At 59.1% G+C, this 13497-nt stretch carries 17 protein-coding genes; 3 read left to right on the plus strand and 14 right to left on the minus strand.

What is annotated here, in order from left to right; genetic code table 11:
• Positions 1 to 48: 48 nt before the first annotated feature.
• The 12 genes from QSK43_RS12770 to rplU all read right to left on the minus strand — a co-directional run bounded on the left by QSK43_RS12770 (position 49) and on the right by rplU (position 10450).
• Complete coding sequence (locus QSK43_RS12770; protein ID WP_332303736.1) at positions 49 to 1374, minus strand: S41 family peptidase; 1326 nt, start codon at positions 1372 to 1374, stop codon at positions 49 to 51.
• Positions 1364 to 2770 carry a murein hydrolase activator EnvC family protein gene (locus QSK43_RS12775; protein WP_332303737.1) on the minus strand — a complete coding sequence of 469 codons (1407 nt, stop codon included), beginning with the start codon at positions 2768 to 2770 and terminating at the stop codon, positions 1364 to 1366. Before QSK43_RS12775 ends, QSK43_RS12770 begins: the two co-directional genes overlap by 11 nt.
• Positions 2771 to 2930: 160 nt before the next feature.
• Complete coding sequence (rlmH, locus tag QSK43_RS12780; RefSeq protein WP_332303738.1) at positions 2931 to 3413, minus strand: 23S rRNA (pseudouridine(1915)-N(3))-methyltransferase RlmH; 483 nt, start codon at positions 3411 to 3413, stop codon at positions 2931 to 2933.
• Positions 3414 to 3571: 158 nt separating this feature from the next.
• A complete protein-coding gene (gene rsfS, locus QSK43_RS12785) occupies positions 3572 to 4051 on the minus strand; it encodes a ribosome silencing factor (RefSeq protein ID WP_332303739.1) in 480 nt (159 codons plus the stop codon).
• A gap of 78 nt (positions 4052 to 4129) precedes the next feature.
• On the minus strand, positions 4130 to 4753 hold the full coding sequence (locus QSK43_RS12790) for a nicotinate-nucleotide adenylyltransferase (RefSeq protein ID WP_442967827.1): 624 nt from the start codon (positions 4751 to 4753) through the stop codon (positions 4130 to 4132).
• A gap of 3 nt (positions 4754 to 4756) precedes the next feature.
• Positions 4757 to 6043 carry a glutamate-5-semialdehyde dehydrogenase gene (locus QSK43_RS12795; protein ID WP_332303740.1) on the minus strand — a complete coding sequence of 429 codons (1287 nt, stop codon included), beginning with the start codon at positions 6041 to 6043 and terminating at the stop codon, positions 4757 to 4759.
• The gene (gene proB / locus QSK43_RS12800; RefSeq protein WP_332303741.1) at positions 6036 to 7205 is read right to left on the minus strand and encodes a glutamate 5-kinase; all 1170 of its coding nucleotides are present in this window, start codon (positions 7203 to 7205) and stop codon (positions 6036 to 6038) included. The genes QSK43_RS12795 and proB overlap by 8 nt, the downstream gene beginning before the upstream one ends.
• Positions 7202 to 8269, minus strand: a complete 1068-nt coding sequence (gene obgE / locus QSK43_RS12805) for a GTPase ObgE (RefSeq protein ID WP_332303742.1) — start codon at positions 8267 to 8269, stop codon at positions 7202 to 7204. Before obgE ends, proB begins: the two co-directional genes overlap by 4 nt.
• Before the next feature lie 205 nt (positions 8270 to 8474).
• Positions 8475 to 9065, minus strand: coding sequence for a GNAT family N-acetyltransferase (locus QSK43_RS12810; protein ID WP_332303743.1), 591 nt, complete (start codon positions 9063 to 9065; stop codon positions 8475 to 8477).
• Positions 9062 to 9694, minus strand: a complete 633-nt coding sequence (locus QSK43_RS12815; protein WP_045019363.1) for a GNAT family N-acetyltransferase — start codon at positions 9692 to 9694, stop codon at positions 9062 to 9064. The genes QSK43_RS12810 and QSK43_RS12815 overlap by 4 nt, the downstream gene beginning before the upstream one ends.
• 131 nt (positions 9695 to 9825) lie before the next feature.
• Complete coding sequence (gene rpmA, locus QSK43_RS12820) at positions 9826 to 10095, minus strand: 50S ribosomal protein L27 (protein ID WP_003492686.1); 270 nt, start codon at positions 10093 to 10095, stop codon at positions 9826 to 9828.
• A gap of 40 nt (positions 10096 to 10135) precedes the next feature.
• On the minus strand, positions 10136 to 10450 hold the full coding sequence (gene rplU, locus QSK43_RS12825; protein WP_003516451.1) for a 50S ribosomal protein L21: 315 nt from the start codon (positions 10448 to 10450) through the stop codon (positions 10136 to 10138).
• Between the two features lie 329 nt (positions 10451 to 10779).
• On the opposite strand from rplU, the gene QSK43_RS12830 reads away from it, so the two are divergent.
• On the plus strand, positions 10780 to 11220 hold the full coding sequence (locus tag QSK43_RS12830; RefSeq protein WP_045019361.1) for a metallopeptidase family protein: 441 nt from the start codon (positions 10780 to 10782) through the stop codon (positions 11218 to 11220).
• Positions 11221 to 11252: 32 nt separating this feature from the next.
• Here QSK43_RS12830 and QSK43_RS12835 read toward each other — a convergent pair whose 3' ends face one another.
• Entirely contained in the window at positions 11253 to 11459 is a 207-nt protein-coding gene (locus QSK43_RS12835; RefSeq protein WP_045019360.1) for a DUF1737 domain-containing protein, read from the minus strand.
• Positions 11456 to 12367: an HpcH/HpaI aldolase/citrate lyase family protein gene (locus tag QSK43_RS12840; protein WP_332303744.1), complete on the minus strand. Its 912-nt coding sequence runs from the start codon at positions 12365 to 12367 to the stop codon at positions 11456 to 11458. Before QSK43_RS12840 ends, QSK43_RS12835 begins: the two co-directional genes overlap by 4 nt.
• A 109-nt stretch (positions 12368 to 12476) precedes the next feature.
• Between QSK43_RS12840 and QSK43_RS12845 the strand changes: the two genes are divergently transcribed.
• Together QSK43_RS12845 and leuD are read left to right on the plus strand one after the other, a co-directional pair.
• Positions 12477 to 12707 (plus strand): hypothetical protein, encoded by a 231-nt coding sequence (locus QSK43_RS12845; RefSeq protein ID WP_045019356.1) that lies wholly within the window; start codon positions 12477 to 12479, stop codon positions 12705 to 12707.
• 164 nt (positions 12708 to 12871) lie between these two features.
• Positions 12872 to 13477, plus strand: a complete 606-nt coding sequence (leuD, locus tag QSK43_RS12850; RefSeq protein WP_332303745.1) for a 3-isopropylmalate dehydratase small subunit — start codon at positions 12872 to 12874, stop codon at positions 13475 to 13477.
• The last annotated feature ends 20 nt before the right edge of the window (positions 13478 to 13497 follow it).

Here is a 13497-nt window from a genome sequence, read left to right on the forward strand (position 1 = left end):
AACGGTTAGGCAATCGAGAAAATGCGCCGGCTGGCCGGCGCATCTATCTTACTGCTTGTTGACCACAGCCTTGTCCGGGTTCGGCGGGAACGACGGATCGGTCTTGGCGCCGCGCAACAGGTCCAGCGCATAATTGAGCTGGATATCGTCCTTGGCTTCCGGCGGAACATAGGCGGAGGAACCCGACCCTTCGTCCGTTTCGCTCTGACCCTTGATATGGCCGGTCAGGCTGGATTCGCCTTCGGCCGTGACGCGGCCCTGCAATTCCGGCGGCAACGGCTGTTCCACCTTGATGTCAGGCGTAATGCCCGTGCCCTGGATCGATTTGCCCGACGGCGTGTAATACAGCGCCGTGGTCAGACGCAGCGCACCGGCCTCGCCGAGCGGAATGATCGTCTGGACCGAGCCCTTGCCGAAGGAGCGCGTGCCGACAACAGTCGCGCGACGCAGATCCTGCAACGCACCGGCGACGATTTCAGACGCCGAAGCCGAGCCGCCGTTGACGAGCACGATCACCGGCTTGCCATCGGTCAGATCACCTGCCGTCGCGTTGAAGCGTCGGGTCTCGTCGGGGTTGCGGCCACGGGTCGAGACGACTTCACCACGCTCAAGGAAGGCGTCGGAGACATTGATCGCCTGATCGAGCAGACCGCCCGGGTTGAGGCGCAGGTCGAGCACGTAGCCCTTCAGCTTGTCGGCCGGCACATCCGTCTTGATCTTCTTGATCGCTTTTTCGAGATCGTCGTAGGTCTTCTCGGTAAAGGAGATGACGCGCAGATAACCGACATCACCCTCGACGCGGGACTTGACCGCGCGCACGGCGATGACATCGCGCATGACGGTGAATTCAAGCGGCTTGTCGGCGCCCTGGCGGATGATCGTCAGCTTGATCGGCGTCTTGACGGCACCGCGCATCTTTTCGACCGCCTGCTCCAGTTTCAGACCGCGAACCGGCGTACCGTCGATTGCCGAAATGAAGTCACCGGAGAGAATGCCCGCACGCGAAGCCGGCGTATCGTCCATCGGCGAGATGACCTTGACCAGCTCGTTCTCCATGGTCACTTCGATGCCGAGACCGCCGAACTCACCCTTGGTCTGGGTACGCATGTCGTTGGCGTCTTTGGCATTCATGAAGCTCGAATGCGGATCGAGCGAGCTAAGCATGCCGTTGATGGCATTTTCAACCAGCTTCTCGTCATCCGGCGGCGTCACATATTGCGCACGCACACGCTCAAACACGTCGCCAAAGATCGATAGTTCCTTATAGGTCGAAGGCCCGGCCGCCTGTGCCGGCATGCTCGCCGAATAAATCACACTCATCGCCGTGGCGCCCATAAGCCCACCGATAAGGAGAAGCGAAACCTTACGAATCATTGTGCGCCCTTCCGGTATTTTTTGCGGTCCACCAAGGTTGGGAATCAACCGGCACACCATCTTTCCTGAACTCAATGTAGAGCGTTGGCCTGTCGGTTTCCAGCGCCAATGCTGCTGCACTCGCTACTCTTTTTGCACCCATGGAGGCGATAGGCTCTCCGGAGAACACAAACATTCCCTGCCGCGTCCTCACATTGTCCATGCCCGTCATCACCACATGATATCCATCGCCCGTATTGAGGATGATCATCCGGCCATAACTGCGAAAATCTCCGGCAAATACAACAAAGCCGTCCGCAGGCGCCGTCACGATGGCTTCAGGTCCGGTCGCGACGACAATTCCCTTGGAAAAGTGGCCCGTACCATCCGCATCGCCGAAACGGCGCAACACATCTCCAGCCACCGGCATGTCCAGCTTTGCCTTCAAACTCGCGAAGGGATATGCGGGCGCAATGCGGTTTTTATCGGGCATTCCCGCCTCGGCCGCGGCACGCTCCTTTTCACGTTCCGCTTCGGAAAGTCGGGCCACACGCTGTTCTTCCGCGCGCGCCTTTTCCATCGCCTCCCGCACCGAGGTAATCTCGCCTTCGAGCGAACCGACCAGGCCCTCGAGACTGGTTGCCTTGCTCGCAAGCTCTTCGGATCGCTTGCGTTCCGCCTCCAAAGCCGCCGCCGTCTGGGAATTTCTGCGGTCGTTTTCGGCAAGCAGCAGGTCGAGGCGTTTTTCCTCTTCCAGACTTGCCGTCATCATACCCGTAAGATCCTCCTTTTCGCGAGCGATTGCCTGTCTGATATCAGTCAATTCTTTGAGAGCGGCGACCAGTTTGTCGGTTTCGCCACGAATACCGGGAACCACGGCACCGAGCAGAATGGCGCTGCGCACCGAAGCGAGCGCATCCTCCGGCGAGACGAGAAGGGCAGGCGGCGGGTTTCTTCCCATACGCTGCAGCGCGGCCAGAACCTCCGCCAGGACGCCGCGCCTCTCGCGCAAGGATGCCTTGACACCGTCCTCGCGAACCGAAAGCTTGGCCAGACGGTCTTCTCCGTCGCTGATCTTGGTTTCCAGCGCCTTGCGGCGTGCGGCCGACGCGATCAGTTCTTCCCGGATACGGGCACTGTCCTGTTTAAGGGACGCAATGCTTTCCTCGAGATTGCGGGTCTTGTCTTCCGAAAGCCCGATGCTGTCGACCAGCTCTTCCAGATCCTGCCGGTTCAGGTCGCGGCGCTTTTCGAGCGTCTGAAGCGCTTCCGGAGAGGAGCCGTCGTCGGCGACTGGCGCCGCTCCCGCGTCGTCGCGCGAAAAGGCGCTGTCAGTGGGGAGGATCCCCGTGACGAGGACAGCGAAAACCGCGCCCGCAAGGGCAGCGTGGCGTTTTCGTTGAGACCTCTTGTCCATATGAGCTTTCTTTGATGCCGAAGCAGGATCACCGATATTAGGGATTTTGCAGCGATCTTCCAAGAGGCCTTAAAGAACCCATCGGCAAAGCCGTCCGCACATGGCCGTGTCGCGGAGCTTCATGTTGAAATTGAGACGATTATCCGCATGCCAGCCCGGCTCAAACGCGATGGTAGGGGTGGCCGGAGAGGATGGTGACGGCGCGGTAGAGTTGTTCGGCAATAAGAATACGAACGATCTGATGCGGCCATGTCAGCTTGCCGAGATTGAGGACAGCCGCCGCCCTGTCGTAAAGAGCAGGATCAAGGCCATCAGCACCGCCGATCGCGATAATCAGGTCGCGTTTGCCGCTATCGCGCAGATCGCCAAAAAAATTGGCAAAGGCCGGGCTGTCCAGCGCCTTGCCGCGCTCGTCCAGCAATACGAGCACCGCCCCATCCGCCAGATGCTTCTCCAGCATGGCGGCTTCTTCGCGCTTGCGTGTCTCCGCATTCGACGCCCGGCTTTCCGCGACCTCGATCACCCGCGAAAACTCCAGCCCGATCGCCGGGCCGGTCTTGGCAAGACGCTCGATATAACGGGTCGCAAGATCCTTTTCCGGGCCGGATTTCAGCCGTCCCACCGCAAAAATCGAAATCCGCATAGCAAACCTGCACTCGTCGTGACCCAACAGGGTCACGCTCTTAACAGCATAGCCTGCGGATTCCTATGCGGCCGGCTCGCTTTCCGACCAGACACATCGACCCGAAATCAAACAGGATATTCGGGAGGCCCGACGTGCAACGGCAAAGGCTCACCGCATCAATGCAGCGTGTCTTCCGGCATTTCCGGCGTCGCCCACATTTTTTCAATGTTGTAGAAGACACGGATTTCCGGACGGAACACATGAACGATGATATCGCCGGCGTCGATCAGCACCCAATCTCCGGTCTCGAGACCTTCGACTCGGGCGCTTCCAAACCCTTCATCCTTCATATCCTTGAGAAGATGTTCGCAGATCGCCGAGACATGCCTGCTCGATCGCCCGGAGACCACCACCATGTAGTCTGCAAGCGCCGATTTTCCGGCAATGTCGAGAGATACGATATCTTCAGCCTTGGAGTCCTCGAGGCTCGCGAGAACGGTTTCGAGGGCATGATCGGCGGCATCGTCGCCACTGTCCTGGCCCTTCGGGATAGCAACAAAAGCTTTTCCCTTGCTGTGTACTGTTGTCAGAGGTTTTCCCTTTCCAAGAATGACAAAACAGGTACTGGCGACACGATTCTCTGCGTCGCTTGACAAAGGTGGCACCAAAGCATGAACTTTTCAAGATATGGACGCTTTAACGGTCGGCACATACATCATTTGTGATCGCGCGTGTCATTTGTGACCATTGCGCAGCGCCGTGGAGCTGAGCGTCGAACGCGGGCCGTGGATGAAAACCCAGGCCGGCGCCTGTTTTTTCCACAAAACACCCGCATCGTCTTCATCGATTCGCGCCTGGCTGAACGCCTGCGCCATTGTGGAGGAGAGATAGGAGAGGGTGGAGCCCGGCCGGTCGATCACCGCAATCGGAAAAGTTTCGGCGATCTCTCGCCATTTCTGCCAGCGATGGAAGCTTTTCAGATTGTCCGCTCCCATGATCCAGATGAAGCGGACATGCGGATTTTTTGCTTTCACCCTGGCCAGCGTATTCGCCGTATAGCTGATCCCCAGCGACTTTTCGAAAGCCGTCACCTTGATGCGCGGATCGCTGACAAGCCCCTCACAGGCGGCGATGCGGTCTTCCAGAGACGCCAGTTCCGAGCGGCTTTTTAACGGATTGCCCGGCGTGACCATCCACCAAAGCTGGTCGAGACCCAGCCGGCGCAGCGCGATTTCGGCGACAAGGGCGTGGCCGGCATGCGGCGGATTGAAAGAGCCGCCAAACAGCCCGACGACCATGCCGCGCTCCGTATGCGGCATGGTAAGATAACGTCTGTCGAGGCGTGCTTCGGCCGACAAATATCAGGTCCGTGTCTGGCCGGTGCCATGCACACGGTATTTGAACGAAGTGAGCTGCTCGACGCCAACCGGGCCGCGCGCATGCATTTTACCCGTGGCGATGCCGATTTCCGCACCCATGCCGAATTCGCCGCCATCGGCAAATTGCGTGGAGGCATTATGCAGCAGAATGGCCGAATCGAGTTCGTTGAAGAAACGTTCGACCACGGCCGGATCTTCGGCAATCACCGCCTCGGTATGATTGGACGAATAGGTGCCGATGTGATCGATCGCGCCGGAAATGCCGTCAACCACGGTAACCGAAATGATCGCATCGAGATATTCAGTGCGCCAGTCCTCTTCCGTTGCAACCTTTACACCCTCAACCACATCGCGAACGACCTGCGAGCCGCGCACTTCGCAGCCGGCCTCGATCAGGGCCCTGACGATCGGCGTGAGGTGTGTGGAAACCACGGTGGCATCCACCAGCAGGGTTTCGGCCGCCCCGCAAATGCCGGTGCGGCGCATCTTGGCGTTGACGACGATGCGTTTCGCCATGTCGAGATCAGCCGATCCGTCGACATAGATATGGCAGATGCCCTCCAGATGCGCAAAGACCGGAACCCGTGCTTCCGACTGCACCCGCGCGACGAGGCTTTTGCCGCCACGCGGCACAATCACGTCGACCGTGCCGTTCAATCCGCCCAGAAGAGCGCCCACGGCGGCGCGGTCGGTTACCGGCACCAGCTGAATGGCGTGTTCGGGAAGACCCGCGATCTTCAGCCCCTCCACGAGGCAGGCATGGATAGCACGTGATGAATGTTGCGAATCCGACCCGCCGCGCAGGATGACTGCATTGCCCGCCTTGAGGCAGAGCGCACCGGCATCCGCCGTCACATTCGGGCGGCTTTCGTAGATCACGCCGATGACACCGAGCGGTGTGCGCACACGCTCGATTTTCAGCCCATTCGGGCGATCCCAGGCAGCAATGATCTCGCCCACCGGATCGGGCAGCGCCGCGACCGAGCGGATGCCTTCGGCAATGCCGGCGATCCGCACATCGTTAAGGGTGAGCCTGTCGACGAAGGAGGCGGCAAGGCCGGTATTATCCGCCGCCGCCAGGTCTTTTTTATTGGCGGCAAGGATCACGTCTTTGGATGCCTCGATGGCCGACGCCATGGCAAGAAGCGCGCGGTTCTTCTGATCCGTGCTTGCGATGGACAACGGTCGCGAAGCAGCCTTTGCCTGAGCGCCGATGGTCATCATCAGCGCATCGATATCATGGCTCTGCTTCACGGCCAGTTCAGGCATGGACCTCATCCTTCTTCGCATTTTTTACTTTAACGGCAGCGCCGGTCATCACCAGATCGTCGCGATGGATCATCGCCGCACGCCCGACATAACCGAGGATAGCCTCGATCTCGTTGGACTTGTGACCGATGATGAGACGCGCTTCCTCCGCATCGTAGCCTGCAAGACCGCGTGCGATCTCGCGGCCTTCCATGCCGATGATGGCGACCGCATCGCCACGTCCGAAATTGCCCTTCACCAACCGCACGCCCGCGGGAAGCAGGCTCTTGCCGGCATAGAGCGCTTTTTCCGCACCCGCATCCACATGAATCTCGCCCGCCGGCTGCAATTGTCCGGCAATCCAGGTCTTGCGCGCCGTCACCGGCGTGCCTGATGGCGCAAACCACGAGGAGCGAGCGCCGCTTTCGATCGCCTTCAGCGGATTGAGCGTCTTGCCGGAAGCGATGATCATGCCGCAGCCGGCAGCGGTGGCGATCTTGCCCGCATCGATCTTGGTGCGCATGCCGCCGCGCGAAAGCTCGGACGCCGCACCGCCGGCCATGGCCTCAATCTCGGGGGTGATGTCCGCAATCGTCTCGAGGAATTTCGCGTCCGGATCGAGATGTGGCGGAGCGGTGTAAAGCCCGTCAATATCTGACAGCAGCACCAGAAGATCCGCACCCGTCATGGTGGCCACGCGGGCGGCCAGACGGTCATTATCACCATAGCGGATTTCGGTGGTCGCCACCGTGTCGTTTTCATTGATGATCGGAATGGCCCCGATCTTCAGCAGCTGATTGATGGTGGCGCGCGCATTGAGGTAACGGCGGCGCTCCTCGGTATCGGACAGCGTCAGCAGAATCTGGCCCGCAACGATCTCTTGCCGCGACAGGCTTTCCGACCATGCCCGCGCCAGAGCGATCTGGCCGACAGCCGCCGCCGCCTGGCTTTCCTCCAGCTTCAATGCGCCGGAGGGCAGCCCGAGCACCGTGCGGCCGAGCGCGATCGCGCCCGAAGACACGACCTGAACATCGGCGCCGTTTTTCTTGAGCGCGGCGATATCCTCGCAGATGGCATTCAGCCAATCTTTTTTAAGCCCGCTTTTCCGGTCCACCAGAAGTGCCGAACCGATCTTGATGACGATCCGGTGGTGGCTTCCCAGCGGTTTGCGGGTGAGGCTCATAGGCGATCGTCCTCTTCCTCGGCCTCGCTATCCACAGGCATCGAACGATCGGGAAGGGCGGTCTCGCCGCCATTGCTCGCCGAGACAATGATATCGCGAAGGGAGCGCAGCGCCTCCGTCATGCCGATATGGGCGGCAGCGGACAGAAGCAGCGGAGGGCGGCCACAGGCCTTCTCCAGTTCCTTCGCCTTCTTTTTCAATTCTTTTTCGTCCAGCACGTCGATCTGCGACAGCGCAACGATCTCCGGCTTGTCGGTCAAGCCGCCGCCATAGGCATCCAGCTCGGCCTTGACCGTCTTATAGGCCTGTCCGACCTTTTCTTCCTGCGCGGAGACGAGGTGCAGAAGCACGCGGGTACGCTCCACATGGCCGAGGAACCGGTCGCCAATGCCCACGCCCTCATGCGCGCCTTCGATCAGGCCGGGAATATCGGCCAGCACGAATTCGCGGCCGTCGATGGTCGCGACGCCGAGATTCGGATGCAGCGTAGTGAAGGGATAATTGGCGATCTTAGGCCGCGCGCGGGTCACCGTCGCAAGGAATGTCGATTTACCGGCATTCGGCAGACCAACGAGACCGGCATCGGCAATCAGCTTCAGGCGAAGCCAGAGCGTCTTTTCTTCGCCCGCAAGGCCCGGATTGGCATGGGTGGGCGCCTGATTGGTCGAAGACTTGAAGTAGGCATTGCCGAAACCGCCGTTGCCGCCGGCGGCAAGACGAAAGCGCTGGCCTTCCTTGGTCAGGTCGATGATCAGCGTCTCATTATCTTCTTCGAATATCTGGGTACCAACAGGCACTTTTAGAACCACGTCCGAACCTTTGGCGCCGGTGCGGGTCTTGCCCATGCCGTGCTGTCCGATCGAGGCCTTGAAATGCTGCTGGAAGCGGAAGTCGATCAGGGTATTGAGACCGTTGACCACCTCGATCCAGACGTCGCCGCCGCGTCCGCCGTCACCGCCGTCCGGGCCGCCGAACTCGATGAATTTTTCACGCCGGAAGGAAACGGCGCCGGAGCCGCCGTCGCCGGACTTGATATAGACTTTTGCTTCATCGAGAAATTTCATCGGACTGCCGTTCTGTCAGCTTGCGGCGCAACTTGAAGCGATACCGGCCGAAGTGCCTTGCCATGTCGCGTTACGCATTGCGGTAAAAAAGTTCTGTCGTTTCGAATACAAGCGCTTCCCCACAAGGTCAAAGATTATCGTGATGAAAGCGCCAAAGCGGTACAAGGCCGGTTTGATTAAAAACCGGCCTTGCTCAAAGCAAGTGTCAGCGACGCGGCGGAATGAAGTCCTCCGCCGTTATCGCCGTATCGATATGCGCCACCATGGCGGCGCGCGCCGTGGCATAGATCTGGTGGCAACCGGTGACCCGGAACCCCAGTTTTTCCTGTACGCGCAGCGACGCTGGATTATCCGCGAACACGCCGGAATGGAGAACCACCCCCGGCATGCGGCGGAAAAACCGCTCGACCACGGCGGCAACCGCCTCGGTCATGTAGCCCTTGCCCCAGTAGAAGCGGTTCAACCAGTAGCCAAGATGCCACTCGCCATGCCGCAATTCGACCGAGACGACGCCGATGAGGGTATCGTCACCACAGGTGATGGCGAAATCCCAATCGGGCAGGGTGCCGGAAGTGCGCAACACCAGCCATTCCAGCGCATCCTGTCGGTGATAGGGCGCGGGAACGCGGGCCAGCATCCTGGTCACGGCAAAATCGCCAAGCGATTCCGCAATGCTGCCGGCATCGGAAAGCCGCTGCGGACGCAGCACCAGACGCGACGTCTCGATGACCGGGCAGGGACCGGGCGGCGCGACCGTCGCAGCTGCACGGTGACGGCTAAGCTCGAGCGTGCTCATCCCATGTCCCCCCAACTCTTCAGCGAAACCCAGGTCTTGCGATCCAGCCTGTACCATTCGACCGGCACCATGCCGCCCAGCGCCAACGAACCAACCATGCCGGAGCCCTGGAACTGGAAACCGCACTTCTGGATAACGCGGCGCGAAGGGATGTTGGTGACCCGGCAGCGCGCATCGATCTGGTCGATTTCACGCGTGCGGAAGGCCATGTCGATCAACGCATGCGTGGCTTCGGTCATATAGCCCCGGTTCCAGTAGGGTTCCCCCAGCCAGTAACCGATTTCCAGCGTCTTTTCGTTTTCCTGCGGTTCAAGCGCGCAGCAACCCAGAAACTCGCCATTGTCCATGCGGGTAATCGCATAGACGCACTTGCCGATCTCGCCAGCATTGGTGCGTCGCACGAAGTCCGCGGCGTCTTTGGCCGTGTACGGGTGCGGCATACGCGACACCATGGTCGCGATATTGGCATTGTTGGCAAGATGGGCAAGGGCGTCGATGTCTTCTTCGTGAGGCTTGCGTAAAACCAGCCTCTGCGACAGTAAAACGGGGCAATCGCTCCTCGACCGATCAGGCCTCGGCCGCTCTTCGGGTGACCGTGATTGGTCGACCCTCAACAATTCAGCTTGCATGGTTCAGTCCCTCCTAGGGGTTAAAGAAAAAGGGGAGTTGGGTGGTGCCCCATCTCCCCTGTTTTCTTGACTGAACCTGATACGTCTCAGCCGGGTCGATGGGACACCGGCTGCATATGACGCTTACCGGCTTATTCTGCGGCTTCCGCTTTCGGTGCCACGGATACGAACACGCGGCCATTGGCCTTCGTGCGGAAGTTCACGTTACCAGCCGTCAGTGCGAAAATCGTGTGGTCCTTGCCGATGCCAACGTTGGCGCCCGGATGCCACTGCGTTCCGCGCTGACGCAGAATAATGTTGCCTGGAATGACAGCTTCGCCGCCGAACTTCTTTACGCCAAGGCGCTTGGATTCGGAATCGCGACCGTTACGCGAGGAACCGCCAGCTTTTTTGTGTGCCATTGGAGTTCTCCTTTAAACCTTGTTTCCCGTGTCGCGCCGATTAGGCAGCAACGATGTCCGTGATGCGGACGACAGTGTGATGCTGACGATGGCCGCGCGAACGCTTGGAGTTCTGACGACGACGCTTCTTGAAGGCGATGACCTTCTTGCCGCGATTGTGCTCGACAACTTCAGCCTTGACGATGGCACCCTTGACAAAGGGAGCACCGAACTGTGCATCAGCGCCTTCGCCGATCACGAGAACTTCGGTGAATTCTACAGTTGCGCCTGCCTCTGCTTCCAGCTTTTCGATGGTCAGCACGGCGTCGGCTGCTACGCGGTACTGCTTACCGCCGGTCTTGATGACTGCGAACATTTGTTATCCTTTCATGTTCGTTCCGGCTCTGCCCACAAATGCAAGCTGGCCGTCTTTTTATCAGTCGGAATAGCGGAAATCCGTCGGAACCAAATGTCCCTTTGAATGTCTGCCGGTGAAACCGCCTTTTAAAGGGCGGAATAAACGGAAGGCGCAATACGCCATCAATTTGGGTGCGAATTACGCGACACGCCCATTTATGTCAAGATGACGAACGTTTGAAAAGTAACTGTAACGCCGAGAATTTCATGCTTTTTCGGCGAGTGCGGCAGTCAGGTCTCGAAATTTGCCCAGCAAGTGTTTATATGGGCCTTCAACAAGGAGCAGAAATGGCCCGCATAGACCAGACCGACGATTGGCGGGACCGCCATGCGCCGACACTTTCCGCCTTCGAGTCGCTTGCGATCGAGGCATATGGCCACCTGCCAGAAGAATTCCGCGCATTGACAAAAGATCTCATCATCGAGATCGCGGATTTCCCGACCGACGAAGTGTTCGAGGACATGGCGCTCGAAACCCCCTTCGATCTTCTCGGATTATTCGAGGGACGCGGCATTTCCGAACGTTTCACCATGGAAACGGGCGAGATGATCAACCGCATCACGCTTTATCGCCGCCCCATTCTCGACTACTGGGCTGAGAACGAGGAAACGCTGGGCGATATCATCACCCATGTCCTCATCCACGAGATCGGCCACCATTTCGGCCTGTCGGACGACGACATGGAGCGGATCGAGGAAAGCGCCGACGAGGCTGCCGCAGAGCGCTGACCCCGTGGCGTCCGCAGGGGGCGACAACGCCTCTATTGCTCGCCGAGCTTCATATCGGAATGGTATTCCTTGCCTTCGACCACCTTGGTCACGGCCTGGCCGCAATGCATGACGCCGCTTGCGGCGTTGAAGGCATAGCTGGGGGAGCCGGCAAGTTCCCATCCCTTGTTCAGCGCTTCGGTGACCCGGTGACAGAATTTCGCGTCATCGGGACCGGTTATGAAACGATAGACCTTCACGTCTTTTGCGCCTTTCGTTGTGCGATAATATCAGCCATGGCGACCAGTCTTTCGGCCTGCTCCACATGCAGCCGTTCGATCATCCGCCCGTTCATGTTGATGACGTTCAATTCCACAGATTCGGGTTTTGCGAAAGCCGTAATGATCTCCTTGGCTTCCGCGACCATCGCCTCATCCGGGGCGAAACGCCGGTTGGCCGGCTCGATCTGGGCCGGGTGGATCAGCATCTTGCCGTCGAAGCCCATGGCACGGCCCTGCTCGCATTCGCCGTCAAAAGCGGCGATATCGCGAAAGTCGTTGGACACACTGTCGATGGCATCGAGCCCGTAGGCGCGGGCGGCAAGCAGCACCTGCATCATCCATGGCACGAGGTAGGTTCGGCCGGGCAGGGCTGGAACGCGTGTTTCCTTGCGCAGATCGTTCAACCCCAGGACAAAAGCAGCAAGCCGCGCATCCGGCGTATGAGCCGCGTCGGCGATGGACGCGGCGTTCAAAACACCGAGCGGCGTCTCTATCATTGCCCAGATTTTCAAGCCCTGCGGCGCATCAGCCTCCGCCAGAAGGTCGGCCACATCATTGACATCGGCCGGCTGCTCCACCTTGGGCAGCAAAACCGCATCCGGCTGGCAGGAGAGCACAAACCTCAAATCCGCCTTGCCATCCGGCGTGGAGAGCGGATTGATACGGATGATGGTTTCGCGCCCGGAAAACGGCGCATCCGAAAACAGCCTGTTGAGATTTTCCCGCGCCTTGTCTTTCATGTCGGGCGCGACAGAATCCTCCAGATCGAGGATCACGCCGTCACAATCGAGATCGCGGATTTTTTCGAGCGCCCTGACATTAATGGCCGGAACGGACAGCAGCGAACGGCGCGGTCTCGCAAGAATATTTTCGGAAAAATTGACCATGCCGCACTTGTGTCAAGCTTTTGTGACATCTGCAAGCTGACAATCCACTGAATCCTCTTGCAAGCCGGAAGAAGAAGGCCCACATTCGTCTGGAAAGAAAGGTTGAATCATGCAAGGCATCCGTTCATTTTTCATCGCCGCATCCGGCATCGCACTTCTGGCTTTGGCGGCTCTTTTTACCGCGTCGCTCACGGTCGCTTTTATCGGCGTGCTTGCCGTTCTCAGCGCTGCCCGTCTGCTTTCGGCGCGTCTGAAGCCGGCTCCCATCCCGGTCAAGCGCCGCAACCAGCGTGACATGCGCGTCTGGAACGATGGCAAAGGCACGATTATCGATCTCTGAGATCGTTTAATCCGGTCAAAATGCGAAAACGCCCGATGAGGCGTACCGGAGAGTGCGGGTTTGCGCTTCTAAAGCGATCCGTTTTGCAGTATTTCCCGGCAGAGAACATCCGGTGGGCTTCGGCTCTGCCGGATTTTGTTCAAGGGAAACTCGGGAAGCGACAGATGGAAAAATTCACCAAGCTGACGGGCGTCGCAGCGCCCATGCCGGTTGTCAATATCGACACCGATATGATCATTCCGAAAGACTATCTGAAGACCATCAAGCGCACCGGTCTCGGCACGGGCCTTTTTGCCGAGTCGCGTTATCTTGAGGATGGCTCGCCCAATCCGGATTTCGTGCTGAACAAGCCCGCTTACCAGAATGCCCAGATTCTCGTCGCAGGTGACAATTTTGGCTGCGGCTCCTCGCGCGAACACGCGCCGTGGGCGCTTCTCGATTTCGGCATCCGCTGCGTGATCTCCACCAGCTTCGCCGATATCTTCTACAATAACTGTTTCAAGAACGGCATCCTGCCGGTCGTCGTCAGCCCCGAGAACCTCGAAAAGCTGCTGGACGACGCCTCGCGCGGATCGAACGCCGTTTTGTCCATCGATCTGGAACGTCAGGAAATCAGCGGCCCCGATGGCGGTACGATCACCTTCGAGATCGATGAATTCAAGCGCCATTGCATGCTGAACGGCCTCGACGACATCGGCCTGACGATGGAACATTCCGGCGCCATCGACACGTTCGAAAAGACAAACGCCTCGGTTCGCCCCTGGGCCTGATCACATTTCCATGCCGTTAA

The organism is Rhizobium sp. GR12 (assembly GCF_036596185.1).
Classification (GTDB): domain Bacteria; phylum Pseudomonadota; class Alphaproteobacteria; order Rhizobiales; family Rhizobiaceae; genus Agrobacterium; species Agrobacterium nepotum.